Annotated in this window: 19 protein-coding genes; 14 read left to right on the top strand and 5 right to left on the bottom strand. The window is 45.2% G+C overall.

The genetic code is table 11. The annotated features are described in order from the left end of the window. The first annotated feature begins 302 nt into the window (after positions 1-302). The 14 genes from ACYQ0C_RS16625 to ACYQ0C_RS16560 all read left to right on the top strand — a co-directional run bounded on the left by ACYQ0C_RS16625 (position 303) and on the right by ACYQ0C_RS16560 (position 18,804). On the top strand, positions 303-1,514 hold the full coding sequence (locus ACYQ0C_RS16625) for an efflux RND transporter periplasmic adaptor subunit (protein WP_016278054.1): 1,212 nt from the start codon (positions 303-305) through the stop codon (positions 1,512-1,514). Between the two features lie 54 nt (positions 1,515-1,568). Next, positions 1,569-4,787, top strand: a complete 3,219-nt coding sequence (locus ACYQ0C_RS16620) for an efflux RND transporter permease subunit (protein ID WP_016278053.1) — start codon at positions 1,569-1,571, stop codon at positions 4,785-4,787. Between the two features lie 11 nt (positions 4,788-4,798). After that, a complete protein-coding gene (locus ACYQ0C_RS16615; protein WP_025076793.1) occupies positions 4,799-6,184 on the top strand; it encodes an efflux transporter outer membrane subunit in 1,386 nt (461 codons plus the stop codon). Between the two features lie 23 nt (positions 6,185-6,207). Then, on the top strand, positions 6,208-6,975 hold the full coding sequence (gene lpxA, locus ACYQ0C_RS16610) for an acyl-ACP--UDP-N-acetylglucosamine O-acyltransferase (protein ID WP_016278051.1): 768 nt from the start codon (positions 6,208-6,210) through the stop codon (positions 6,973-6,975). A gap of 28 nt (positions 6,976-7,003) precedes the next feature. Then, positions 7,004-7,657, top strand: coding sequence for a TetR/AcrR family transcriptional regulator (locus ACYQ0C_RS16605; RefSeq protein WP_016278050.1), 654 nt, complete (start codon positions 7,004-7,006; stop codon positions 7,655-7,657). A 40-nt stretch (positions 7,658-7,697) separates the two neighbouring features. Beyond that, positions 7,698-9,020: a TolC family protein gene (locus tag ACYQ0C_RS16600; protein ID WP_016278049.1), complete on the top strand. Its 1,323-nt coding sequence runs from the start codon at positions 7,698-7,700 to the stop codon at positions 9,018-9,020. 26 nt (positions 9,021-9,046) lie between these two features. After that, positions 9,047-10,069 carry an efflux RND transporter periplasmic adaptor subunit gene (locus ACYQ0C_RS16595; RefSeq protein WP_016278048.1) on the top strand — a complete coding sequence of 341 codons (1,023 nt, stop codon included), beginning with the start codon at positions 9,047-9,049 and terminating at the stop codon, positions 10,067-10,069. A gap of 145 nt (positions 10,070-10,214) precedes the next feature. Then, a complete protein-coding gene (locus ACYQ0C_RS16590) occupies positions 10,215-13,385 on the top strand; it encodes an efflux RND transporter permease subunit (protein WP_016278047.1) in 3,171 nt (1,056 codons plus the stop codon). 72 nt (positions 13,386-13,457) lie between these two features. Next, complete coding sequence (locus ACYQ0C_RS16585) at positions 13,458-13,751, top strand: PG0541 family transporter-associated protein (RefSeq protein WP_016278046.1); 294 nt, start codon at positions 13,458-13,460, stop codon at positions 13,749-13,751. A 135-nt stretch (positions 13,752-13,886) separates the two neighbouring features. Continuing rightward, positions 13,887-15,254, top strand: coding sequence for an SGNH/GDSL hydrolase family protein (locus ACYQ0C_RS16580; RefSeq protein ID WP_016278045.1), 1,368 nt, complete (start codon positions 13,887-13,889; stop codon positions 15,252-15,254). Continuing rightward, positions 15,241-16,194: an SGNH/GDSL hydrolase family protein gene (locus tag ACYQ0C_RS16575; protein ID WP_016278044.1), complete on the top strand. Its 954-nt coding sequence runs from the start codon at positions 15,241-15,243 to the stop codon at positions 16,192-16,194. Before ACYQ0C_RS16580 ends, ACYQ0C_RS16575 begins: the two co-directional genes overlap by 14 nt. Further along, positions 16,172-17,653, top strand: a complete 1,482-nt coding sequence (locus ACYQ0C_RS16570) for an MBOAT family O-acyltransferase (protein ID WP_016278043.1) — start codon at positions 16,172-16,174, stop codon at positions 17,651-17,653. The genes ACYQ0C_RS16575 and ACYQ0C_RS16570 overlap by 23 nt, the downstream gene beginning before the upstream one ends. 849 nt (positions 17,654-18,502) lie before the next feature. Then, positions 18,503-18,667, top strand: coding sequence for a helix-turn-helix transcriptional regulator (locus tag ACYQ0C_RS16565; protein ID WP_306591945.1), 165 nt, complete (start codon positions 18,503-18,505; stop codon positions 18,665-18,667). Further along, complete coding sequence (locus tag ACYQ0C_RS16560; RefSeq protein ID WP_016278040.1) at positions 18,664-18,804, top strand: hypothetical protein; 141 nt, start codon at positions 18,664-18,666, stop codon at positions 18,802-18,804. Before ACYQ0C_RS16565 ends, ACYQ0C_RS16560 begins: the two co-directional genes overlap by 4 nt. Positions 18,805-18,940: 136 nt before the next feature. On the opposite strand, the gene ACYQ0C_RS16555 is transcribed toward ACYQ0C_RS16560, so the two are convergent. Genes ACYQ0C_RS16555 through ACYQ0C_RS16535 form a run of 5 tightly spaced genes read right to left on the bottom strand, consistent with a single transcriptional unit; the run spans position 18,941 to position 26,119 of the window. Further along, positions 18,941-21,703, bottom strand: coding sequence for an alpha-L-rhamnosidase (locus ACYQ0C_RS16555; RefSeq protein ID WP_016278039.1), 2,763 nt, complete (start codon positions 21,701-21,703; stop codon positions 18,941-18,943). 12 nt (positions 21,704-21,715) lie between these two features. Then, positions 21,716-23,143, bottom strand: a complete 1,428-nt coding sequence (locus ACYQ0C_RS16550; RefSeq protein ID WP_016278038.1) for a rhamnogalacturonidase — start codon at positions 23,141-23,143, stop codon at positions 21,716-21,718. Between the two features lie 15 nt (positions 23,144-23,158). Beyond that, entirely contained in the window at positions 23,159-23,962 is an 804-nt protein-coding gene (locus ACYQ0C_RS16545; RefSeq protein WP_016278037.1) for a hypothetical protein, read from the bottom strand. Further along, positions 23,959-24,657 (bottom strand): DUF4450 domain-containing protein, encoded by a 699-nt coding sequence (locus tag ACYQ0C_RS16540; RefSeq protein WP_016278036.1) that lies wholly within the window; start codon positions 24,655-24,657, stop codon positions 23,959-23,961. Before ACYQ0C_RS16540 ends, ACYQ0C_RS16545 begins: the two co-directional genes overlap by 4 nt. Further along, positions 24,635-26,119 carry a glycoside hydrolase family 28 protein gene (locus ACYQ0C_RS16535; RefSeq protein ID WP_016278035.1) on the bottom strand — a complete coding sequence of 495 codons (1,485 nt, stop codon included), beginning with the start codon at positions 26,117-26,119 and terminating at the stop codon, positions 24,635-24,637. Before ACYQ0C_RS16535 ends, ACYQ0C_RS16540 begins: the two co-directional genes overlap by 23 nt. Positions 26,120-26,127: the final 8 nt, after the last annotated feature.

Raw genomic sequence — 26,127 nt, 5'->3', positions numbered from 1 at the left:
TGTTTTCAAGGCAAAGATATAAAAAATAGTTTTCATGTATGTCCATATCATAATGAGTTGTGTCATGGTCTAATGTATTTTAATAGTTGAAGCCTGAATGTGAATGGAATATGTATGAAACATATTTACATGATAGGTATCCTTTCGTGTGCGCACGTTATTTATAGTTAAAGCTAATAGGCTAAGCGGATAAATGCCGGAAAAATGACTAATTTTGTGGCGGTGAAAACTAATTGGGTTTAAAAAGTTTTCTGTAAACCTCTGTTAATTCGATAAATAAGTAAAGTTCAATAATATTAGTTATGAAGATGACAGTAAATAGTATGAAGTGTTTTTCATGGAGCCGCCTAGCGATATTTACGGCGGTGATGACCGTTTTAAGCAGTTGTGGGGGCGGTCAGAGCGGTATGAAGTTGGGTGATGACGAATTCACCGTTGTGACTGTACAATCTACAGCCAGCCAGCAGTCCACTTCTTATCCCGCTACCATTAAGGGTGTTCAGGATATCGAAGTGCGTCCTCAGGTTTCCGGGTTTATCGTAAAGCTTTGTGTGGATGAAGGCGCAACTGTAAAGAAAGGCCAGGCATTGTTCCAGATTGATCCTACACAGTATGCGGCTGCCGAACGTCAGGCAAAGGCTGCTGTAGAGATGGCGAAATCCAATGTCAATACGTTGACATTGAACGAACAACAGAAAAAAAACTTGTATGATAAGAAAATTATCAGTGATTTTGAGTACCAAAGTGCGGTGGATCAATTGCTTTCTGCAAAGGCCGGTTTGGCTCAAGCGGAGGCTCAGTTGACCAGCGCTCGTCAGAATTTAGGTTTCTGTACAGTGACCAGTCCTTCGAATGGTGTGGTTGGTACATTCCCGTATCGTATAGGTAGCTTGGTGAGCCCTTCGGTGGCACAGCCGTTGACTACTGTAAGCGAAATCGGTGAGATGTATGTGTATTTCTCCATGACTGAAAAGCAGTTGCTGGGCTTGACAAGAGCGGGTGGCACGCTGAAAGAGCAATTGGAGAAGATGCCGGCTGTGAAATTGGAGCTGGCTGACGGTACGTTATATGCGGAAGAAGGTAAAATTGATGCTGTAAGTGGTGTTATAGACCAGAGTACCGGTTCGGTAAGTATGCGTGCTGTTTTCCCGAACGGACAGTTTGTGTTGCGTAGTGGTGGTATGGCTAATGTGATTTTCCCTTATACGATGGAAGATATTATTTTGATTCCTCAATCGGCTACGCAGGAAATTCAGGACAAAAAGTTTGTTTATGTACTTCTGTCGGATAATACATTGAAGCATACGGAAATAAAGGTGTCGAATTTAAATGACGGTAAGAATTATATTGTTACCGGTGGCTTGAAGCCCGGCGATAAAATTGTAGTTGAAGGTGTGCAGACTCTGAAGGACGGACAGACAATTACTCCGATCACTCCGGAACAGAAAGAGGCCAAATATCAACAACACCTGAAAGACCAGAAGGAAGGCAATATTGCTACGGCCTTTAAATAATCAGTATAAAATAAACAGATTAATATCGTTTATATAAATTAAGGTATATAGAGAATGAAACTAGATAGATTTATTAACCGTCCGGTGCTATCAACGGTAATCTCCGTCTTGATAGTTATTCTGGGTATCATCGGACTTGCTACATTGCCGGTTACACAGTATCCGGATATTGCGCCTCCTACTGTGTCGGTAAGGGCGACTTATACAGGTGCGAACTCCACAGCCGTGTTGAATTCGGTCATTGCTCCATTGGAAGACCAGATAAACGGTGTGGAAAACATGATGTATATCCAGTCCACAGCATCTAATAATGGTGCTGCTGATATCAATGTTTATTTCAATCAAGGTACTGACCCGGATATGGCGGCTGTCAATGTGCAGAATCGTGTCTCCATGGCACAAGGACTATTGCCGGCCGAAGTGACTAAAGTCGGAGTGACTACCCAGAAGCGCCAGAATTCTATGTTGATGGTTTTCTCACTGTATGATGAAACCGACTCATATAACATCGAATTTATCGAAAACTATGCTAATATTAACTTGATTCCTGAAATTAAGCGTGTAAAAGGTGTAGGTGATGCTACGGTGCTAGGGCAGGACTACTCCATGCGTATTTGGTTGAAACCGGACGTGATGGCGCAGTACAAATTGATTCCTACCGATGTCTCGGCGGCTTTGGCAGAACAGAATATTGAAGCGGCTCCGGGGCAATTCGGTGAACGTGGTAATCAGACTTTCCAATATACGATCCGTTATAAAGGGCGTTTGCAGCAGACAAATGAGTTTGAAGATATTGTTATCAAGGCATTGCCGGATGGTAACGTACTTCGTTTGGGAGATGTGGCCGATATAGAATTAGGCCGTCTGGCTTATACGTTCAATAATACGGTAAATGGTCATAAGGCGGTGTCTTGTATCGTTTATCAGATGGCCGGTACTAATGCTACCGAAACTATTTCTAATTTGGAAGAAGTGCTTGCAAAGGCGCAGGAATCACTGCCTACTGGATTGAGTATCAATATCGCCCAGAATGCCAATGACTTCTTGTTCGCTTCTATTCACGAGGTAATCAAAACGTTGATTGAGGCGTTTATTCTGGTGTTTATCGTGGTATATATCTTCTTACAGGATATGCGTTCGACGTTGATTCCGGCTATTGCTATTCCGGTGGCGTTGATTGCTACTTTCTTTGTGTTGAAGCTGATCGGTTTCAGTGTGAACTTGCTGACTCTTTCGGCGATGGTGCTTGCTATCGCGATTGTGGTCGATGATGCCATAGTTGTGGTCGAAGGTGTCCATGCCAAGCTGGACCAGGGTTATAAGTCTTCTCGTGAGGCTTCTATCGATGCCATGAGTGAACTGGGCGGCGCCATTGTTTCCATCACATTGGTGATGATGTCTGTGTTTATTCCGGTGAGTTTCATGGGAGGTACTGCCGGTACATTCTACCGTCAGTTCGGTATCACTATGGCTATCGCTATCGGTTTCTCCGCTTTGAATGCGTTGACCCTGTCGCCGGCATTGTGTGCTATTTTCTTGAAACCTCATGATGAAGGGCACGGTACAAAGAAAATGAACCGTGTGGAACGCTTTCATACCGCCTTCAATGCTGCTTATGATTCTTTGTTGAAAAAGTATAAGAAGAATGTGGTATTCTTTATCCATAAGAAATGGCTGTCATTCGGACTGGTTGCCGCTTCTATCATTCTGCTGGTGTTCTTTATGAAGGTCACTCCGACTGGTATGGTGCCTAATGAGGATACGGGTACTATCATGGGTGCGGTGACATTGCCTCCTGGTACCTCGCAGGAACGTGCCATGGAGATCTTGAACCGTGTGGACAGTCTGGTAGCTGCCGAACCGGCGGTAGGTTCCCGTACCGTAATTTCCGGTTTCGGCTTTATCGGTGGCCAGGGCCCTTCATACGGCTCTTTGATCATCAAACTGAAAGACTGGGAAGAACGTTCCATGATGCAGAACTCGGATGTCGTGGTAGGCACTTTGTTTATGCGTGCGCAGAAAATCATCAAGGATGCGCAGGTCTTGTTCTTTGCCCCTCCCATGATTCCGGGCTATTCGGCATCTAGTGATATAGAGTTGAATATGCAGGATAAGACGGGTGGTGACTTGAATCATTTCTATGATGTGGTTTTGAACTATATGGATGCGTTGAAGGCCCGTCCCGAAATTAATTCGGCACAGACTACCTTTAATCCGAATTTCCCCCAATATATGCTGGATATTGATGCCGCTGCTTGTAAGAAGGCAGGTATTAGCCCCAGTGATATTCTGGCTACTATGCAGGGATATTTCGGAGGCTTGTATGCTTCTAACTTCAACCGTTTCGGTAAGATGTACCGTGTAATGATTCAGGCGGAACCCGAGGCAACCAAGAATCTGGAGTCATTGAATAGTATCAAGATACGTAATGGGAATGAGATGGCTCCAATCTCTCAGTTTGTTTCTATCAAGAGAGTATACGGGCCGGACGTGATCAGCCGTTTCAATCTTTATACGGCAATCAAAGTGATGGTGGCTCCTGCCAGCGGTTATACTTCCGGACAGGCTTTGCAGGCTATTGCGGAAGTAGCCAAAGAGAATTTGCCTACCGGTTACGGTTATGAGTTGGGAGGTATGGCCCGTGAGGAGGCATCTACCAGTGGTAGTTCTACGGGTATCATCTTTATCTTGTGTTTCGTATTCGTTTACTTGCTGCTGAGTGCGCAATATGAAAGTTATATACTGCCGTTGTCCGTATTGCTTTCAGTACCGTTTGGTTTGTTGGGGAGCTTCTTGTTTGTAAACGGATTTGCGGCATTGGGAAATATCCCGGCATTGAAGATGATTCTGGGAACCATGTCAAATGATATTTATATGCAGATCGCATTGATCATGTTGATGGGATTGTTGGCGAAGAACGCCATTCTGATTGTAGAGTTTGCTTTAGACCGCCGTAAGCAGGGGATGAGTATTTCCTGGGCTGCGGTTTTAGGTGCGGCGGCCCGTTTGCGACCGATCTTGATGACCTCATTGGCCATGATTGTAGGTTTGATTCCGTTGATGCTGGCTATGGGGGTTGGTGCTCATGGTAACCGTACTTTGGGAGCTTCAGCCATTGGTGGTATGTTGGTCGGTATGATTTTCCAGATCTTTATCGTACCCGTATTGTTTGTGGTATTCCAATGGTTACAAGAGAAATTCAAGCCGATTGAATGGGAGAGTGTGGACAATACAGAGGTTGAACCCGAAATTGAACAATACACCCGTAAATGAACAGAAGAACAATGAAAAAGATAATAGGATTATGTTGCGCGACGTTTTTATTAAGCGGTTGCCACATCTATAAATCATACGATCGTCCCGAGTCGATAGATGCCACAGGCATCTATCGTGACCCGGTTGCCGCCAGCGATGCATTGGCAGTAGACGATACAACCAATATGGGTAACTTGTCATGGAAGGAAATTTTCCGTGATCCGAAATTGCAGATGCTGATTGAAGAGGGATTGGCAAACAATGTAGATATGCAGACCGCCATCCTGCGTGTGAAGGAGGCAAAGGCATTATTGACATCAGCTCGTTTGTCTTATCTGCCTTCTTTGGCCCTTGCTCCACAAGGTTCGTTGACTAGTGTGGATAAAAGTACTCCTGTAAAGAACTACACTTTGCCTGCTTCTGCAAGTTGGGAAGTTGATTTGTTCGGCAAATTACTGAACGCCCATCGCGGCCAGAAAGCTTCTTATTTGCAAAGCAAGGCCTATCAGCAGGCAGTGCGTTCACAGTTGATTGGCGGAATAGCCAATGCTTATTATTCTTTATTGATGCTCGACCGGCAGGTCAGTGTGACCGAGCAGAATGTGGCATTAATGAAAGAAACGGTGCGTACGATGGAGGCTATGAAGGAAGCTGGTATGACAACCGAGGCTGCTGTGGCACAGAGCAAAGGTGCTTATCATCAAACGGAAGCTTCATTGGCTGATTTGAGACGTCAGGTGCGCGAAACCGAAAATTCCATTTCTGTATTGCTCGCCAAGGCTCCTCAAAACATAAACCGTGGAACGTTAGAGGAGCAAGTGATGCCTGCAGATCTGGCGGTAGGGGTCCCTTTGCAGCTGCTTGAGAACCGTCCGGATGTGAAAGCGGCAGAGTTGGCATTAGCCGGTGCTTATTATACAACCAACCAGGCGCGTTCCGCTTTCTATCCCAGTGTCAATATTACCGGTACTTTGGGATGGACCAATGGTTCCAATGGTACAGTGATCTCTAATCCTGCTGTCATGCTCTGGAATGCTATCGGCTCATTGACCCAGCCCATTTTTCAGCGTGGAAAATTGATTGCCAATTTGAAAGTGTCTAAAGCGGAGGAGCAGATCGCCAAGATGAATTATCAACAGACTATTCTGGAGGCCGGTAAGGAGGTAAGTGATGCCTTATTCCTGTATGATACGGCAGATAAAAAATTGAGCGAGCACCAGGCACAGGTTGCTGAAATGCAGAAAGCGGTGGAGATGAACAATGATCTGTTTCAGGCAGGAAAGGCCACTTATCTGGAAATCATTACTGCACAACAGTCATTGCTGAGTGCCCAGTTGAACGAAGTATCCGATACTTTCCAGCGTATGCAGGCTGTTATCAATCTGTACAGCGCATTGGGTGGTGGACGTGAATAATTAACCTTAAAAATGATATGAATATGATAAGTCCGTCAGCTTATGTAGACCCGTCAGCAAAAATCGGGAAAAACGTAACGATTCACCCGTTTGTCTACATTGATAAGAATGTAGAGATAGGTGATGATAATGTCATCATGCCCAACGCCAGCATTATGAGCGGCGCACGCATCGGTAACGGAAATACTATTTATAACGGGGCTGTGATTGCAGCGGCTCCGCAAGATTTCAACTATACGGGGGATGATACCATCGCCCGTATAGGCGACAATAATACGATCCGTGAGAATGCGGTAATTATTCGCGCTACTTTCGCAGGAGATGAGACTGTGGTAGGAAATGGTAATTTCATTATGCAGGGAGCACGTATCTCACATGATGTGACCATTGGTAATAATTGTATTATCGGTAACGGTTCGCAGGTATCGGGCTGTTGTGTGATCGAGGATTATGCCATTCTTACTTCCAATGTGCTGATGCAGGGTAAGACTCGTCTGGGAACTTATGCCGCCGTGCAGGGCGGATGTCGTTTTACTAAAGATATCCCTCCTTATTGTGTAGCAGCTCATGAGCCCACGACTTTTTACAGCATCAATACCACAGTATTGCAGCATGAAGGCTTCTCGGAAACAGTTATTAAGCATATAGCGCATGCTTTCCGTATATTGTATAAAGTGAATACATCTACAGAGGATGCCTTGCGTCGTATCGAAGAACAGGTTCCGTCTAGTCCTGAAATAGTACATTTGATAGAGTTTGTCCGAAATTCTAAATTGGGTATTATAAAATAAGCATATCTTTATTCCCTTTAGGTTAAGCATGAATAGCGTAAGAAAAAAAAGAACAGATAAAACGGTAGTAAAGGAACACATCGTTTTGGCTGCAGCGAAGGCGTTTACACAAAAAGGCGTCAGAACAGTGCGGATGGATGATATTGCTGCCGGATTGTCTATATCTAAACGTACGCTTTATGAGTTGTTTCATGACAAGGAGGATTTATTACTTGATGTCATGAAGTTACATCGGGAGGAAATGCAGGAATATATGACTCAGGTGGCTTCCAAAGCAGAACATGTTTTGGAAGTCCTCTTGAAATTTTTCCAAAAAAGTGCTCAGGATTTTCAGAATACAAACAGGAAATTTTTTGAGGATATTGAGAAATATCCCAAGGTAATGCGTTACATTGATGAAAGCCGGAAGGAGAATTTGGATTCAGCTATGGAATTTTATCGCAAAGGAGTGGAACAAGGTATTTTTAGAAATGATGTAAATTATGATATTGTACGCGCCATGGTATGTGAGCAGATGGATTTACTGTTGCATTCGGAAATATGCAAGTCTTATTCGCTGGGCGAAATTTATGAGACGGTCGTTTTTATGCACATGCGTGGCATTTCCACTGAGAAGGGATTAAAGATTGTGGATGATTTTTTACTGAATTTGAAAGGTAATAAACATAAGAAGTGCGGTTAGAAGCTAAATTAGTTACAAAATCAATAAAGAGTAATAGTAAATGAAATTCGTATTAAAATTTACGTTAGCCTTATGGTTGCTAATGTATGTAACAACGCAAAGTGCACAAGCACAAGACACATTGAGGGTTACTTTGCAGGACGCGGTCCGGATAGCATTGAGCGACAATCCTACTATAAAGGTTGCCGGTCAGGAAATCCAGTTAAAGAAAGAAGCCCGGCGGGAAGCTTATGCAGGTCTTTTTCCGGAAGCCAGTCTGGTGGGCAGTTATTCACGCGCCATAAAGAAACAATCATTTGCCATGATGGGAGAGGTGATTGAAGTAGGTACGGACAACACTTATAGTGGTGGGCTTTCTGTCAGTCTGCCGGTTTTTGCTCCGGCTCTCTATAAAAGTATCAGTTTGACAGAGACTGATGTGAATTTGGCCGTAGAAAAGTCGCGTGCTTCACGGCTGGATATGGTGAATCAAGTAACCAAAGCTTTCTTTCAGTTGCTTCTGGCACAAGATAGTTATGAGGTGCTGCTTAAGAGTTATAAGCAGAGTGAAGACAATTATAATGTGGTAAAGGCTAAATATGAACAAGGGGCTGTCAGTGAATATGATAAGATTAGTGCGGATGTGCAGATGCGCAGTCTGAAGCCTACTGTGGTGTCTGCCCGTAATGGAGTGAATCTGGCCAATCTGCAGTTGAAGGTCTTGATGGGGATGGAAGCTGATGTAAAGGTAGCGGTTGAAGGCAATCTGAAGGATTATGAAATGTCTATGTTTACTCGTCAGGCAATGCCTCGTCCGGACAATCTGGTAAATAATAGTACGTTGAAACAGTTGGAACTGAATGCTTTGCAATTAAAACAGACGCTGAAGTTGCAATATACCAATTTCATGCCGACGCTTTCTGCCAGTTTCCAGTATATGTATACTTCAATGAATGATAACTTCAAGTTCAAAGAATACGACTGGAGACCCTATTCTACGATTGGGCTGAATTTGAGCATTCCTTTATTTAAAGGAAGCAATTTCACTCAATTGAAGCAGACCCGTATCCAAATGAAGCAATTGGAAGAGAACCGTATCAATACAGAACGTCAGCTTACGATGCAGGCCACCAGTTATTTGGATAATATGGCCGCCAGTACGGAACAGGTGGTAAGTAACAAAGAAGCTGTATATCAGGCGGAGAAAGGACGTACTATTGCCGAAAAAAGATATGAGGTGGGAAAAGGAACCATCTTGGAACTGAACAGTTCGGAAGTGGCTTTGACAGAGGCTCAACTGACTTATAACCAGTCTATCTATGATTATCTGGTGGCTAAGGCTGATTTGGATTTAGTATTAGGAATTGATGAAGTAACAGAATAATAACACATAAACATAAAGATAACAGTATGAGAAAATATTTTCAATTCGCAGCTTTGCTGGTGGTAACTATGCTGGGTGCGTGTTCAGGTGGAACGGAGAGTAAAGAAGCTGCCGATACCGCAACGGAAGACAAACCGGTAGTCCGGCTTGCCTCCGTGACTTCCCGTGATGTGGATCAGATTGAGGAATATACAGCCACTGTTGAAGCGGAAGCGAAAAATAACATAGCTCCGACCTCTCCGGGACGTATAGACCGTATTTTTGTTGAGGTAGGAGATCATGTATCCAAAGGACAGAAATTAGTACAGATGGATGCGGCAAGCCTGAAACAAATGAAATTGCAATTAGAAAATGAAGAAACGGAATTCAAACGTATGGACGAACTGTACAAAGTGGGTGGAGCTTCCAAATCTGAATGGGATGCCGCGAAAACAACTTTGGATGTACGTCGCACTTCCTATAATAATTTGTTGGAGAACACGCAGTTGGTAAGCCCTATCAACGGAGTGGTTACAGCGCGTAATTTTGATAACGGTGATTTATATTCTTCTGCCTCTACTCCTGTATTGGTAGTTGAACAGATCACTCCGGTAAAACTGTTGGTTAATGTATCCGAACCTTATTTCCCGAAAGTAACCAAGGGTATGGCCGTAAAAGTGAAATTTGATGTATATGGTGATGAGGAGTTCGAAGGGAAAGTTAGTTTGGTCTATCCCACGATTGATGCTGATACCCATACTTTTCCTGTTGAGGTGAAACTGGCTAACACTAATCAGCGTGTACGTCCGGGGATGTTTGGCCGTGTGACCGTGAGCTTTGGTACATTGCGGCATGTAGTCGTGCCTGATCAGGCCATTGTGAAACGCGCCGGCTCAGGCGACCGTTATGTATATGTGTACAAAGACGGTAAAGTTTCTTATGATAAAGTGGAACTGGGGCGCCGGATGGGTACCGAATATGAATTGATTTCCGGAGTGGAGGATAATTCGCAGGTAGTTGTTGCCGGTCAGACCCGTTTGGCTGATGGGGTAGAAGTGGCAGTAAATTAAAAATTGAGAATTAAAAATTAAAAAAGGCTTGTACCTGGCGGACTATAGCAGCTAAGGTACACCTTGATTAGTTTTGCAGTATTCCTGATTTACTTACCCACACACGATTTTTAATGCTTAATTTTCAATTTTTAATAAAAAAAACATGAGTTTATACGAAGGAGCGGTTAAAAAACCGATTATGACCTCGCTATGTTTTTTGGCCGTAGCGATCTTTGGTCTGTTCTCATTGTCGAAACTTCCGGTGGACTTGTACCCAGATATTGACACCAATACCATTATGGTGATGACATCTTATCAGGGTGCCAGTGCTTCCGATATAGAGAACAACGTAACCCGTCCGTTGGAAAATACGTTGAACTCGGTGAGTAATTTGAAACATATTACGTCCAGGTCTTCAGAAAATATATCAGTTATCACTTTGGAATTCGAGTATGGCTATGATATTGATGTCTTGACCAATGATGTGCGTGATAAATTGGATATGGTGAGTTCACAGCTTCCCGATGAAGTCAATACTCCGATTATTTTTAAGTTCAGCACGGATATGATTCCCATCCTGTTGTTGTCCGTTCAGGCAGAAGAAAGCCAACCGGCTCTGTATAAGATCTTGGATGATAATGTGGTGAATCCTTTGGCCCGTGTTCCCGGTGTGGGAACAGTGTCTATTGCCGGTGCGCCAAAGCGTGAGGTAAATATCTATTGTGATCCCAACAAATTGGAAGCCTATGATCTGACGATTGAGACCATCAGTTCCATTGTCGGGGCTGAAAACAGGAATACTCCAGGCGGAACATTCGATGTGGGCAGCAACACCTACTCGTTGCGTGTGGAAGGAGAATTCAAGGATCCGAAAGAAATGGAGAATATTGTCGTAGGTACACGCAATGGCGCTTCGGTGTATTTGCGCGATGTGGCGACAGTGGTCGATTCTGTGGAGGAACGTGCACAGGAAACCTATAACAACGGGGTGCAAGGAGCTATGATTGTTGTGCAGAAACAATCGGGCGCAAATTCAGTGAACATTTCCCGGAAAGTGATGGACCAGTTGCCCAAATTGCAGAAGTCGCTGCCCAGTGATGTGAAACTGGGGGTCATCGTGAATACTTCGGATAATATTTTGAACACCATTGACAGTTTGACGGAAACTATTATGTACGCTATTCTGTTTGTGGTTTTGGTGGTATTTGTTTTCTTAGGCCGTTGGCGTGCTACGGTGATTATCTGTATCACAATCCCGATGTCATTGATTGCCTCCTTTATCTATCTGGCAATCACAGAGGGGGGCTCTTTGAATATTATTTCTCTGTCCTGTCTTTCTATTGCGATTGGTAATGTGGTGGATGACGCCATTGTTGTTTTGGAAAACGTAACGACTCATATCGAGCGTGGTTCCGAGCCGAAACAGGCGGCTATTCATGGCACGAATGAGGTGGCGATTTCCGTTATCGCATCTACCTTGACTATGATTGCGGTATTCTTCCCGTTGACGATGGTCAGTGGCATGTCGGGAGTTTTGTTCCGTCAGCTGGGGTGGATGATGTGCGTCATTATGACCATTTCTACTATCTCGGCTCTGTCATTCACTCCGATGATGTGTGCGCAGATGCTCCGCCTGCAAAAGAAGCAAAGCAAGTGGTTTGTCGCATTCTACAAACCGATAGAACGTGTGCTGGACGGGTTGGACAACTGGTATCAGAAACGCTTGAACTGGGCTGTCCGCCACCGCAAGACGATTATTGCCGGTTGTCTCGGGTTCTTTCTGCTGAGTCTGGTTTGTGCGAAAGGTATTGGTACAGAGTTCTTTCCGTCACAAGACAACAGCCGTATTTCAGTTCAGTTGCAATTACCGATCGGAGCCCGCGTGGAGCGCGCCCAGGCATTAGCTCAGGAACTGACCGAAAAATGGTTGAAGAAATATGAAGGAGTGATGCGCATCTGTAACTATACTGTGGGGCAGGCTGATGCGGACAATACCTGGGCTTCTATCCAGGATAATGGCAGCCATATCATTTCATTCAATATCAACCTTTATAACCCCGATCAGCGTTCCGTCACATTGGCAGAAGTCTGCGATGGTATGCGTGAGGATTTGAAAGCTTATCCCGAATTGGACAAAGCCCAGGTTATCTTGGGCGGTAGCAGTGGAGGTATGGGTGGACAAGCTACTGCCGACTTTGAGATCTATGGATATGATTTTACAGAGACGGATAAGGCTGCCGCTGAATTGAAAGAAGCTTTATTGAAAGTGGACGGTGTGTCCGAGGTGAATATCAGCCGGCAGGATTACCAGCCGGAATATCAGGTGGACTTTGACCGTGAGAAACTGGCTTTACATGGCTTGAACCTTTCTACGGCGGCTTTGTACCTGCGTAACCGTGTCAATGGTGCCTTGTCCTCTTATTATCGTGAAGATGGTGACGAATATGATATCAAGGTGCGTTATGCACCCCAGTTCCGTACCAGCATTGAGAATCTGGAGAATATCCTGATTTACACCAATGAAGGTAAGGCGATCCGGGTGAAAGATATCGGTACGGTGGTGGAACGTTCCGCTCCTCCTACTATTGAGCGTAAGGACCGTGAACGTATTGTAACGGTATCTGCTGTTATCTCAGGTGCGCCTTTGGGCAGTGTGGTGTCAGCGGGTGAGTCTATTATTGATAAGATGGATTTGCCAAGTGGCATCAGTATTCAGGTGGCAGGTTCTTATGAGGATCAGCAGGATTCGTTCAGCGATCTGGGAACTTTGGCTGTTTTGATTATCGTATTGGTGTTTATTGTGATGGCGGCTCAGTTTGAGTCTCTGACCTATCCGTTTATCATTATGTTCTCTATCCCGTTTGCATTCAGTGGGGTGTTGATGGCATTGTATGGAACGGGGACTACATTGAACGTCATGAGTTTGTTGGGAGGTATCATGCTGATCGGTATCGTAGTGAAGAATGGTATCGTTCTTATTGACTATATTACCTTGTGCCGTGAGCGGGGCATGTCCGTCATTCATTCGGTCGTTGTTTCGGGCCGTAGCCGTTTGCGTCCGGTTCTGATGACTACTTTGACCACCATTCTCGGTATGGTGCCGATGGCGATAGGCGGGGGAGAAGGTTCCGAGATGTGGCAGCCTTTGGGTGTGTCTGTTATCGGAGGTTTGACTGTATCTACAGTGCTTACCTTGATTCTGGTTCCGGTACTTTACTGTTCATTTGCGGGCACAGGCATCAAGCGTAACCGTAAGAAGATGAAAGCAGCTCGTGAACTGAATGAATATTATCAGGCGCATAAGACGGAGATGACCAAAAGTAAAAAAGAATAATGAATATATTTGTCATCCGGGGCGAAATGAATAGGGTTCCGGATGGCAAGACTTAAAACTAAAAATAGAATAATGAAATCAGTTTTCATCACTTTCGACCAAGCTTTTTATGAACGTATTCTGGCATTGCTGGATCGTCAGAATTGTCGTGGATTCAGCTATTGGCAGCAGTTGCAAGGGCGTGGCTCTGTAAAGGGGGAACCGCATTATGGCAGTCATGCGTGGCCGGGTATGTGCTCGGCCATTATGGCAGTGGTAGATGATGCCAAAGTGGATCCGTTGTTGGACGCCCTGCATAAAATGGACAAGGAAACCGAACAATTGGGACTACGTGCTTTTGTGTGGAACATAGAAAAAACGGTCTGACCCGTCTTCCCATTATTAAAGAAAAAGACTGTTGCCATCCTTCCGGCACAGTCTTTTTTCTTTTTTTAGCCTCTATCATGAAGTACCCCGTCTAAAAAATCACTACTTTTGCGGCTGATTTACAAATGTAGCTATATGAAAAACAATATACCAGCCACTTTTCTTCTCACTCTTATCGTAGTAGGAGTGTTAATGGGGCTGTATTTTCTTCCTCCCATGTCGGTAGGCGGCAAGCCGTTGCGTAAGGTTGATCTGCTGGCTGATATCCGTCCGGATGTGGAAGAAGAAGTCTGTGATTCCGATACCATTGTTCTTCCTCCTCCTGTAAAGCCTATTTTTGTGGATACATGTAAAACGGGCATCACCTGCATTGAGGATTATTCGGATTCCACCATGCGGGGAATGAAACATTTTTATGAGGCACTTTCCCAAGTGAAAACCATGAAACGTCCTGTGCGTATCGCTTACTTCGGTGACTCCTTTATAGAAGCTGATATTTTTACTGCCGATCTGCGTGAAAGGCTTCAACAAGAATTCGGAGGCTGCGGAGTGGGATATGTTCCCGTAACCTCTTCCATCAGCGGTTACCGTCCTACGGTGCGTCATACTTTTGGGGGATGGAGCAGTCATTCATCCAATGACTCTGTCGGTTTTGATAAAATGCAGCAAGATATTTCCGGACATTATTTTTACCCTCGCGAAGGAGCTTACGTACAGTTAAAAGGACAGCATAAATATGCTTCCCGGCTGGATACCTGTGAGATCTCTACCTTTTATTTCCTGAATAAAGGTTTTGCCGCTGTCCGTTCTAAAGTGAATAATGCGGCGGAAGGAGAACTGCACGAGGAAGTAGGAACTGGAGGCATGCAGGCAGTCTCGGTAAAAGGCAGGATAGGGCAAGTGCGATGGAGCGTGGAACAAGCTGACTCTGCCACTTTCTATGGAGTGGCGATGGACGGAAGACAGGGGATATCTTTGGACAATTTCAGTGTGCGTGGCAGCAGTGGTCTTCATTTGCGTAGTATTCCTTTACGTACGCTTCGCGATTTCCAGCGTCTTCGTCCATACGATTTGATTGTGATCCAATACGGTTTGAATGTGGCTACGGAACGAGGAGTAAAATACGATAATTATAAGAAAGGAATGCTTACCGTGATAGAGCATTTGAAGACTGCTTTTCCTGAAACCGGTATTTTGCTGGTCAGTGTGGGCGACCGCGAATATAAAAACGAGAATGGAGAGCTCCGCACCATGCCCGGAGTGAGGAATCTGATCCGCTACCAACAGTCCATTGCGGCGGATAGCCATATCGCTTTCTGGAATATGTATGAGGCGATGGGAGGTCAGGGAAGCATAGTTGATATGATTGAGCAAAAAATGGCAAATCTTGATTATACCCATATCAATTTTAAAGGAGGCAAGCATTTGGCAGGTATCTTATTTGAGACATTGATGTATGGCAAAGAGCAATACGAAAAACGGAAAGCCTATGAGGAGGAATAACAGATATCTGGGCCTGTCCGTCGTAGTTATGCTGCTTCTGCTGTCTCCGTGCCTTTATGCTCAGGATGTGATTCCAGCGTTGTCCCGGCCGTTGGAACCGCTTCGCATACCCGGTGAGACAAAGGAGATGCACCGCGGCATGCGGCTGATAGCAGTACCTGATTCACTTCCGCCGACTTTTGCCCATTCTTTGGATAATGTGATTGAGGATGAGAGCCGTTCGCTGTCCCCTTTCTTTCAAAAACTGAATGATATGACGGGGCCGGTACGGATCGTCCATATAGGCGATTCCCATGTGCGGGGACATCTTTATCCGTTGATTACCCGTCGCTGTCTGGAAAATGATTTTGGTGCTGAGGCTGTTTATCCCGATACCATCTCATACCGTACCGGCGGATTGGCGCGTGAGACGGGCGGACCGGGTATTGTTTATCACATGCTTGGCATTAATGGAGCTACTTCCGTTACTTTCTCTGACGATGAGAAAGTGAAAAAAATAGCTTCTTTGCATCCCGATCTGATCATTGTTTCTTTTGGAACCAATGAGGCGCATAGCCGCCGCTATCTGGCTCAGGCTCACAATCAGCAGATAGACCGGTTGCTGGGTATGTTGAAAGCAGCTTGTCCGGAGGCGGTTTTTTTGCTGACAACCCCTCCCGGGGCATACGTGGGGCGTCGTCGGGCACGTACCATTAATCCGAGAACCGTAACGGCTGCCCGTATCATAAAGGAATATGCGCAAGAACATAAAATGGCGGTTTGGGATCTGTATAATATAGTAGGAGGGAAGACAGATGCTTGCCGTAACTGGACGAAGCACCGCATGCTTCGTGCGGATGGCATTCATTTCACTCCCGACGGATATCGTTTACAAGGTAATTTATTGCATCAGGCACTGATTAAAGCGTATAATGAATATGTGGCAACTGGATTGGAGTAAACTGGCTGAGGTGTTGACTTATAATGCCAAGCAACCGATGATTTTTAGCAGTGGCTTGTTCTTGTTTCTGTTTTTGGGCTTTAGCCTGATTTATATGTTATTGCAGAAAAAGGACACAGCGCGCATTCTGTTTGTAACGCTGTTCTCTTATTATTTCTATTATAAAAGCAGTGGCTTTTATTTCTTCTTGCTGGGGGTGGTGACAGTAGCTGATTTCCTGCTGGCGAGACGTATGGCACGTACCGGAACCCAATGGAAACGGAGGTTGTTGCTGCTGGCCAGTCTGGGGATAAACTTGGGATTGCTCTGTTATTTCAAATATACTAATTTCTTTTATCAGATGCTGGCCCCATTGTGGGATGGCAAGTTCCAGCCGTTGGATATTTTCTTGCCGGTGGGGATATCGTTCTTCACTTTCCAGTCTTTAAGTTATACCATCGATGTTTACCGTCGCGAATTGATTCCTTTGAACAAGTTGCTGGATTATACATTTTATGTGTCTTTTTTCCCGCAGCTGGTAGCGGGGCCTATTGTCCGTGCCCGCGATTTTATTCCTCAAATCAGGCGGCCGCTGTTTGTCTCTCCGGAGATGTTTGGCACCGGTGTTTTCTTCATCATCAGCGGATTATTCAAGAAAGCTGTTATTTCCGATTATATCAGTGTGAATTTTGTGGAACGTATTTTTGATAATCCGGCTCTTTATTCCGGGGTCGAGAATTTGTTTGGCGTATATGGATATGCTTTACAAATTTATTGTGACTTCTCCGGATATAGCGATATGGCTATCGGGCTGGCCTTGCTGCTGGGCTTCCGTTTCCCGATGAACTTTAATTCTCCTTACAAGGCCGACAGTATAACCGATTTCTGGCATCGTTGGCATATCTCCCTTTCTACATGGTTGCGGGATTATCTTTATATCTCATTGGGAGGCAACCGCAAGGGCAAATTCCGTACTTATATCAATTTGTGCCTTACTATGTTGCTGGGCGGTTTGTGGCATGGCGCGTCCTGGAACTTTGTGATATGGGGGGGATTTCATGGACTGGCACTGGCGGCGCAGAAGTTCTGGCGTAACTTGCTGCATAAACCTAAGACGGCCACAAGTAAGGGCATTCGCAAATTTTTTGCAGTCCTCATTACTTTCAATTTTGTTTGTTTCTGTTGGATATTTTTCCGTAATACGACTTTTGAAGCTTCGGTTGTTATGCTGAAGCAGATATTTACAGCTTTTCATCCCGAGGTGTTCATGCAGCTGATAGAAGGTTATTGGAAAGTGTTTGTGTTGATGGGAATAGGGTATTTGCTTCATTTTGCTCCTGATAGTTGGCAGGATGCCTGTTGCCGTGGAGTTATAAAAATGCCTTTGCTGGGAAAGGCATTTTTGCTGGTGGCACTGATTTATCTGGTTATCCAGATAAAGAGCAGTGATATTCAGCCGTTTATTTATTTCCAGTTCTAGCGTTTTAAAAGAGGACGGTCGATATAACTGGTTTCCGTCCTCTGCAATCACTGTCTTTTTGTACCCATGGTTGACACTAAAAAATCATTAAATGGAAAAAGATTTCAACAAACGTCAGATTGGTTTATTAAAAGACGTTCAGCTCGCTCAAGAGGTCTGTGAACTTTACTATGTTCAAAACCTCCAGTCAGTAGGATAGTCCGTCAAACAGGGTGCAGTCGAAGTAGAGTTTACAGAATTATTAATAACTTTGCCCTCGAAACCCTAGATTTAGTAGAATCGATGAAGAAGCGGAAAGAACTCAACCCGACAAAGAAATAACTCTTGAAAGAGTCAACTGATATTATAACTAAGTATTAACTCCGTCAACCATCCTTACAAGTAAGATGAAGGAGTAGTCAACCTAAAGCGTTAAACTACAGTAGAACTTCAGTTTCAGCCCGACGGAACCAAAGTTTCAACTCTGACGGAACTGTAGTTTCAACCCGACGGAACTGTAGTTCCAACCTGACGAAACCGATTGAAACTCCTTGTCCGTGTACGCGTTCATGCGGACGAATAAGGCAGATCATGCGCATCAACAGACGTTTCCGCCAGCTTTGGAAAAACAGCTGGAAAGTATCGTACTGCCGGAAAGAACAAAAAAAGTGGTGGCAGCAGCCCTTTTCGGCGCATAAAAGGATGTGCTGCCACCACCCCTCAAAACGCCCTGTCCATGGTGGTTTCAGTGAAAAAGGTGGTAGCAGTGGCAGCACTTTTGCAAAACTCAGGGAAGGGGGGCTAGGATCTGAAATTTAAACAGGAACTTGAATTATGCTTTCTAGGTAAATGAGTCACTTTACAAAATATGTGGCAACTATAAAATTCGGATATAGCCCGACTCATCCCAGTGAAGTACTGAAAGATGAGATGGAATACCGCAAAATTTCACAGCGGAAATTGGCTAAACAGATGGGTGTCTCTTATAAGGCGCTTAATGACTTGCTGAATGCTCGTCGTATGCTGCAGCCATGATGTTTAAAGCGGCGCTGGATATCCCTGCCGATTCGCTGATGCGGCTGCAACTGAAATACAATATACAGCAGGCTGGTAATGCCCCGACGCTTAGGGAACGTTTGAATACTATCCGTAAATACGCCTCTCTGCTATAAAATGTTATCTCGCTGCGGCTTGATCGGTTGCAGGTGCACTTACTGAGCATGATGTAAAAAACATTGGCGGAATTAATTCAGTCTTTCAAATACAGTCTGGATTAACTCCGCCAATAGGTTACCACTATCGGATATTTTATCTATAAGTAACCGGTATCAACCTTACACTACCATTCAATCCTGATGGCAATGGCTGCCAATCAGTATAAGGTACCGGTTTGTATTGCAGATTTACCACATTGATTTCATTGAAGATACGCCATTTCTCACCCCGACGATCCATATCCGCAATGCGGTTGGCAGGCAGATTGGTCACTTCTATTTCGATCTTGTTATCTCCCGGTTTCAGCCATTTGCCTACTTTCAACTGATAAGGTACAGCCCATGCCGTTCCGGCATCGTGTCCGTTGATGCGCACACGGGCACTTTCCCGCACATCGCCCAAATCCAGTATCCAGTCATCGGCGGGAATATGGGGAACAGTGATGATATTAGTATATACTCCCGTCGCCATGGTGATCGGAGCGTTGGGGTGAACAATTTCAGTCCACGAAGACGGAGTATCGATATCAAATGTACCTTCTATCTCGGGAGTGCTTTTTGCAAAATGAAGTTTCCAGTTGTGATCAAGGCTGAGGCTGACAGATTGTTCTTGAACGTATTTCCAGTCGGCAATCCCTGTCAAGGCATGGTTGAAAGTTTGCAGGATCACGCTTTCGCCGGAATGCAGCTGGAGACGTACTTGGGTTTTTCCTCCTTCCTTGCGAGTTTGTGCTTTCCCTTTTTCTCCCGTCATCGGATTGAACAGCATGACACTTTCTGCGGGAACGGCCAAGGTTATCCAGTCGTTTACTCCTTTTTCCTGCAATGAGGAGATGAAATAATGATGTCCATCGGCATGGGAGCGGCGGATACATTGTAAGCCATACCGCGTTTTCATCTCTTCGGGAATAACACCGCTTTTTTCCAAGGCAGATTGATAGTTGTTTCCTGTAATGATGATTCCTTTTTGATAAGGAGTTGCCACCGTCTCATCGAAAGAAGCAACTTCCGGAAGTTGCTTTTGTAATTGTGCAAAGCCTTTCCGGCGTGCTTCCAGTTTTCCATAACCGGGTACATCCTGCGGATAGTTTTCGGTAAAGATGATAGTAGCTCCGGCTTGTGCCAGCTTTAGTAAATGGTCAAGTACCTCGGACGGCATTAGTTTTACAGCAGGAATGATGATGGCCTTATAGGAAGTTCCTCCTTTGGTCAGTAATTTGCCATTTACGTAACGGGTACTTTTTACAAAGTTGTCAGAGATATAATCCATGTCATAGCCGCAATTGCTGATGGTATGAACGGTTTCTATAAACTTGGGAGCACGTTTTGCCATATCATGGATGCTGAACAGCAAAAGACGGCCCGGCTGTTCCTGCCACATATCATATACAGGCAGATAAACAAGAAAATCATTGTCCGGTTTTCCCATTTGCAGGAAAGACTGGCAACGGGTGATATATTCAAAGAAAGCAGGAGCATCCTGCCAAATGTTATTGGTAGGAGACATGTCAATAGAGGCATAGAACTTCCATCCCGGCCATTTGGCTTCTTTGGGACTGTAGGGGGTTCCATGGAAAAACATGTGGTTTACACCTGATACGAACATCAAATCCATATCCGGTTTGCACTGGGAAAGTGAGGTACGGAAATGTTCTGTCAGCCAGGTGAATGTTTCTGAAGACGTGTAGGGCTTTCCGGCGATATGGGCAGCGGAAGAAGCATACTTCAGCATGGAAAGGTCTGAATCATTCTTACGGGTCAGGGAATCTTGGCGCAATCCTTTAATATGGAATTGTGACAGACCGAACCCTTCGCATTCGGGAATATCCACAGAGGCATAGGTATCTATCAGATTGGCAGGGGAACCATGTGCCTGGTTACGGGTGATGCTGCCGTGACCGTGTGCCCAGTTAGTCCATTGGGTACTGAAATTCTCAATCAATAAATCGGAGATGGTTTCGCGATAGTCACTGACTATGCGGGCGGTGGTTTCATTACGGTCCTGAGCTATAAATTCAGGGAAGTGTTCTTCCAGTTTATAGCCACGACGGCGGGCGAATTGTTCCAGAAAATCAGGAGTCCAGTCAGCACCATATACTTCGTAAGAGTCATTGAAAAAAGTATGTGGAAAATTGGTCTTGTTTTCTTTAAAGGCTTTGTCAAAGTTGGCAAAATAGCGTTTTACGGATCCTTTATCCAGGTGGTTCATCACATAGCCTTCTCCACCGGGAGCGGCACGTTTCACTTTTTGGAATGTTTTACCTATATATAAGGTAATAATATGCCAATGACCTGCCGGAGCTTTCCATTGTAATTGTCCGTTCTTCGCTTTGGAAGTGAGGTTCAGACATTGCTTATTGTCCGCATTATAGGCCATAACCCGGCTTAAAGTGGCTACAGGGCGTTGTTTTTCTTCCTCTACTTTCAAATCTAGCGTAATCTCTTTTCCACCCTCTACTTGATAAGATTGAAAAATAGCTTTGGTAGCAGCATCCGTCATACTCACGTGAGGACCGCCGAAGGGCCATCCGGTACCGGTGTTCATATCTACTTCAATACCGATACGTTTTCCTTCAGCTTCAGTATGTTGCAACATATTCATCCATTGCGGGCTGAGGAAAGGGAGGTTATTCTTATCGTTGCCTTGAACACCATAAATAGGAGTGATTTCAACACCTCCCAGTCCGGCTTTGGCATATTCTTCCAGATTGTAGGTCAGATTGGTTGCATCTACAGCACTTCCCAGCCACCACCAGCGGGTAGCCGGACGGGCTTCGGGGTGTACTGCCGGCCATTCTTGTGCATAAAGGCTGCTTCCGGCCAGTAACAGGCTGAACAATAAATATTTTCTCTTCATTCTATTTGTTTTTTATAAGTTTGCTGCATTGAATTCTTTTCCATCCACTGTGATGTTCCTGTATCTGATATCATTGGCATCCTCTGTGACAAACAAGGGACGTCCGTCCGCTTTCTCGTAATGGAAATTTACATTGTCCAAGGTGATGTTGCGTGCGTGGCGGATGTAGAAACCTTTGGCGGGAATCGTTCCGAACATCCACGGTTCAGGATATACTTTCTCTTGTTCGGGGGGAGTCAGAAGTCCGTCGGCTTCTGTATATCCTCCTTGGTGATAGATATGAATATCGCTCAGTGTCACATCTTCAATAAGGGCTCCCGGTATTCCGCTGATAATGGAGGAATAGCGCGAGTCGGCATTAAATACATTGACGTGGCTGATGAGGATGCGTTTCATTGTGCCCACGGGTGTTCCTTGCGGGCTGCGCATCCGGGCTCCTAACCGCAGGAAGATGGGGGCGTTGACAATATCGCGCATCGTGATGTTACTGATGACGATATCTTCCAGTTTGCCACCGTCCACCGTTTCCAGGGCAAGTCCGCGACAACGCTCGAAAATGCAGTTGGTGATGGCTATGTTTTTGAAACCACCGCTGGATTCTGTTCCTAGTTTGATACGCCCGGTTACAAATCCGTGGTCCGGCGCCTGGGGCTCGTCCCGTTGCCAAGTGCAATCCAATACACTGCCACGGTCGTATCCGCTGACGAAACAATCGGAGATGGTTACATTTTCCGTATCCTTGAAATAACCTAATCCGTAGGATGCTTTAAGCACGATGGCATCATCCCAGGGAGCGTTGACTGTACAATGACTGATGCGGACATTTTTGCAGCAGTCTATGTCAAAACCGTCCCGGTTGGTATCTACTTTCACGTTCAGAATGCTCAGATTATCTACTCCTGTAGCCAGCAGACCGAAATGACCGCAATGCAACAAAGAGAAGTCTTTCAATGTCACGTTCTTGCAGAGTTTCAAGCTGATGGCTTTGTTGCCTACACCGGGCAGGCGGCTTTCCTCACGGGTGAGTCCTTTGCCATAAATCAGTCCCGGTCCGCTGATGGTGATGTCTTCCAGACCGATTCCCCAAATAAGTGAGTTCTTCCAATGACTGTGTCCGAAATCCTGGAATTGGGTGTGTTCATTCGGTTCTGCCAGGTCATAGCCTTCCGTTGCTGATGGAAAGGCGCCGACAATCCGTGCTCCTTGTTCTATATACAGATGTATATGACTGGCCAAACGTATGGAATAGCAGGCGTATTCTCCCGCAGGGAAATAAACGGTTCCTCCCCCCTGGGAGGCAGCTTCCTCAATGGCCCGGTTTATGGCGGGGGTATCAATGGTAGTACCGTCGGCTTTCGCTCCGTAATCTTTTACATTATAGATCTTTGCCTGCGCTGTCCCTATGCTGAGACATAAAAGGAAGAGTATGAGTTGTTTCATGGTCTGTCTTAACTTTTACTGAATGGGCATTAGTTTGAATTTGCGTAAATAAGATGCATTGCCATACATGGTATGCTCATCGGATAAATTCCAGAATCCGTCTTTGGAGGCAGGGTGGGCATCCCAATCAATTACCGCCCAGCATAGTCCGATTTCATTTCCTTCCTTTAATAAAGTCGGGTGGGACAGTTCGGGCCCGTCGGCATCTGCATGGTCAAAGGGGGTGATATAGAATTCCAATACCAGCTTACCCGCTTCTCCCTCCTTGAAAGAGTACTGATAGGCATAATCAGCGTATGGCTTTTGTTTCAGCCATACTTGAGGACCCCATAACATACACCAGTCATTGCCGTGAGCTGGGGTGAAGATGTGATAGTTCTGGGCATGGCATCCGTGAAATTTGAACCAAGCCTGCCACACATCTTTGGGAGCTGTGGGATGAAAACGGTCGATGAACGGCCCCCCTGAACAATCGCCATCCACCACTACTTCAAAAATATCCGTGTTCAAGGAGTTCTCACTGAACCGCCAATAATTATCGTATGCTTCATATAGAAAATACAACTTCTGAGTTTTTGCACACCAACCTACTTTGACACTGACTTTCAAGGTGGTAGTGTCCGGCTGTGCATGTTTTCTCTCGTCTTCCTTTAAAGCTGCTTCCGTTATCTTATAATCAGCCGGAACGCAATCCCAGTCGTGGGTATTGCCATCTATGGCAGGAACCTTATCTGCCGGAAACTGGTACACCTTGAATTCCTGTGCCTGGGCGGACAGGCATAGGAAAAGGAAGAACAGGTATGGATACAATCGTTTCATTTTGATCGGGTTTTATGTTCTTTCTCGAATAATCCGGGTAGCATGAAATAATTATAATCTGCTCGTTGGTAGAAACAAAAGTAGAGCTTTTCTTGCGGTTTCCACGGGCATAGGGCAGAGATGACGGGGGCATCTGTCTTTTTACCGGAGTTGAATAAAGCAAGCGGGGATGCTTGTTTATGTCCGTCGGACAGACGAATTTCGGAACCGATGGGAGATACCCCATGAACCGTTCTCAGTTTCATGCTTTCACCATAATAGGTAGTAAAAGCGTTTCCTTCTATACTGAATACATTATGGAAGCAGGAGGCTGCCGGAATACTGTTGTCTGTTACGGCAGGGGCGTCTGCACCGTCGCATGCACCGAAAGCCCAGCAAAGTTTGAGCTCTTCGGGTAATCGCTCACCCGAAATCTCCATGATAAAACCATTACTATCCGTCAATGGACATACAATCAGCTTTATTTCACCTTCTTTCCATAATTTACCTTTAATGGTATAAGCCTGTCCCTTTTTCTTGACACTGCATTGGTCCAGCCAGCAACTTTCATTGCCGCAGACCACTCCCAGACGGAAAGTTCCCGCACCTTTGGATAAACGGAAGGGAAGAGTCTGGGCGTTGTTGCTAAAGACAGACAACAGCATACAGAAAAAGAACGGAAGTAGCCGCCGGCTATAATTCCATGTTGTTTTCATAGCTGATATTGATTTGTGCGTTCTTATTGTTTTTTTCTTCCACACGGCTGCCGTCTTCTACTTGTAACCGGACATTTTCCAAGTGGAAGTCTTCGGTAAAGATAATGCTTCCTGCTTTATTTACCTTGGCTTTTATGCCGGAAATATGGAAATTCTGCAAAGGCAGTTCCTCATTCCAGCCGGCAGCGGTGATAAAGGTTTGCACATTAGTAGCTTTTACATCGCTGAGCCATACATTACGGAAATGCGGATACCCTTTTTCTTTAGGGGTGACAGGAGTCAGCATAACCTTCCAATGTTCGGGAATCTCTTTTCCTTCATATTCAGCCGGTAAGGTAGAATAACTATAGCTGGGGTTCCAGTTCAGGTCCGCTGCCAGTACATGGCGGACATGGTCTGCTGTCACTTGGGTCATGTAGATATTTTCTACGGTTCCACCGCGGTTCATGGCAGATTTCAGACGGAGGGTGGAAGAGGTTCCGTATGCTTGGAGGTTATATCCCAATACATTTCGGATACAGCCTGAAGTTTCGCTGCCGCAGGTAATCAGTCCCGCACCTTTACGTGCAATGCATCCACGAACAATGATATTTTCGGTGGGACGGTTTACACGCAGACCGTCGGCATCCCGTCCGGCTTTCAGGCAGATATTGTCATCGTTGCAATCTACTTCGCAGTTTTCAATCAGGATATTGGTGCTGGAGTCAATGTCAATGCCATCCGTACTGGGACCATGCCCTCCTACGTTATTATTGATTTTCAGTCCGTTCAAGGTACATTGGTCGGAATACAGCACTTGGCAACCCCAAAATCCGGTACGCATCAAGGTAAAGTCTTTTAGTGTTATATGGCGGCTGTTCGAGATGAGCATACCTCTTACGCGTTTGCAGTCGTAGTCCACAATCCACCGTAGTTTACGTTTCTCGTAATCCTTCCGCATGGTCCAATATTTATCCCAGAATATTTTTCCACGACAATCCAATGTACCTGCTCCGCTGATAGCTGCGTTTTCTGCATCCAGAATATTGATGACTGCCGAGGGCCATACCATTTCGATACCTGCCACGCGGGAGCGCATTTCGGGGTATAAATCAATATCCTCACTGGCTATCAGCGTCGTACCTTGGCTGAGGTGGAGGTTTACATTACTTTTCAGGTAGATGGCACCAATCCGGTAGTATCCCGGGGCTACTTCCACTGTTCCCCCTCCGGAACGGTGGCATTCGTCAATGGCTTTCTGCAGGGCGGCAGTGCCTAACCGGGTACTGTCATTTTTCAATCCGTAATCGGCTGCTTGGAATATTTTTCCTTCCGGATAGGTTTTGGCTCCTACTTGGGCAGTCCATGAAAGGTCAGGGGTTCCGATCCCTTCTTCCCATTGGAATTCGGGGAGGGATTGGGCATTGGTAAAAAGGGTACCTAAGGTAAATGATAGGGTTAATAATAATGTTTTGTTGTTCATTTGTTCTT

It is taken from the genome of Phocaeicola sartorii JCM 17136 = DSM 21941 (assembly GCF_054653615.1).
This window is presented reverse-complemented; position numbering and strand designations above follow the sequence as displayed.

What these genes read in the sequence shown, in the direction of transcription:
- ACYQ0C_RS16625 (WP_016278054.1), top strand. Translation starts at nt 303, where the DNA reads ATGAAGATGACAGTAAATAGTATGAAGTGTTTTTCATGGAGCCGCCTA.
- ACYQ0C_RS16620 (WP_016278053.1), top strand. Translation starts at nt 1,569, where the DNA reads ATGAAACTAGATAGATTTATTAACCGTCCGGTGCTATCAACGGTAATC.
- ACYQ0C_RS16615 (WP_025076793.1), top strand. Translation starts at nt 4,799, where the DNA reads ATGAAAAAGATAATAGGATTATGTTGCGCGACGTTTTTATTAAGCGGT.
- lpxA (WP_016278051.1), top strand. Translation starts at nt 6,208, where the DNA reads ATGATAAGTCCGTCAGCTTATGTAGACCCGTCAGCAAAAATCGGGAAA.
- ACYQ0C_RS16605 (WP_016278050.1), top strand. Translation starts at nt 7,004, where the DNA reads ATGAATAGCGTAAGAAAAAAAAGAACAGATAAAACGGTAGTAAAGGAA.
- ACYQ0C_RS16600 (WP_016278049.1), top strand. Translation starts at nt 7,698, where the DNA reads ATGAAATTCGTATTAAAATTTACGTTAGCCTTATGGTTGCTAATGTAT.
- ACYQ0C_RS16595 (WP_016278048.1), top strand. Translation starts at nt 9,047, where the DNA reads ATGAGAAAATATTTTCAATTCGCAGCTTTGCTGGTGGTAACTATGCTG.
- ACYQ0C_RS16590 (WP_016278047.1), top strand. Translation starts at nt 10,215, where the DNA reads ATGAGTTTATACGAAGGAGCGGTTAAAAAACCGATTATGACCTCGCTA.
- ACYQ0C_RS16585 (WP_016278046.1), top strand. Translation starts at nt 13,458, where the DNA reads ATGAAATCAGTTTTCATCACTTTCGACCAAGCTTTTTATGAACGTATT.
- ACYQ0C_RS16580 (WP_016278045.1), top strand. Translation starts at nt 13,887, where the DNA reads ATGAAAAACAATATACCAGCCACTTTTCTTCTCACTCTTATCGTAGTA.
- ACYQ0C_RS16575 (WP_016278044.1), top strand. Translation starts at nt 15,241, where the DNA reads ATGAGGAGGAATAACAGATATCTGGGCCTGTCCGTCGTAGTTATGCTG.
- ACYQ0C_RS16570 (WP_016278043.1), top strand. Translation starts at nt 16,172, where the DNA reads ATGTGGCAACTGGATTGGAGTAAACTGGCTGAGGTGTTGACTTATAAT.
- ACYQ0C_RS16560 (WP_016278040.1), top strand. Translation starts at nt 18,664, where the DNA reads ATGATGTTTAAAGCGGCGCTGGATATCCCTGCCGATTCGCTGATGCGG.
- ACYQ0C_RS16555 (WP_016278039.1), bottom strand. Translation starts at nt 21,703, where the DNA reads ATGAAGAGAAAATATTTATTGTTCAGCCTGTTACTGGCCGGAAGCAGC.
- ACYQ0C_RS16550 (WP_016278038.1), bottom strand. Translation starts at nt 23,143, where the DNA reads ATGAAACAACTCATACTCTTCCTTTTATGTCTCAGCATAGGGACAGCG.
- ACYQ0C_RS16545 (WP_016278037.1), bottom strand. Translation starts at nt 23,962, where the DNA reads ATGAAACGATTGTATCCATACCTGTTCTTCCTTTTCCTATGCCTGTCC.
- ACYQ0C_RS16540 (WP_016278036.1), bottom strand. Translation starts at nt 24,657, where the DNA reads ATGAAAACAACATGGAATTATAGCCGGCGGCTACTTCCGTTCTTTTTC.
- ACYQ0C_RS16535 (WP_016278035.1), bottom strand. Translation starts at nt 26,119, where the DNA reads ATGAACAACAAAACATTATTATTAACCCTATCATTTACCTTAGGTACC.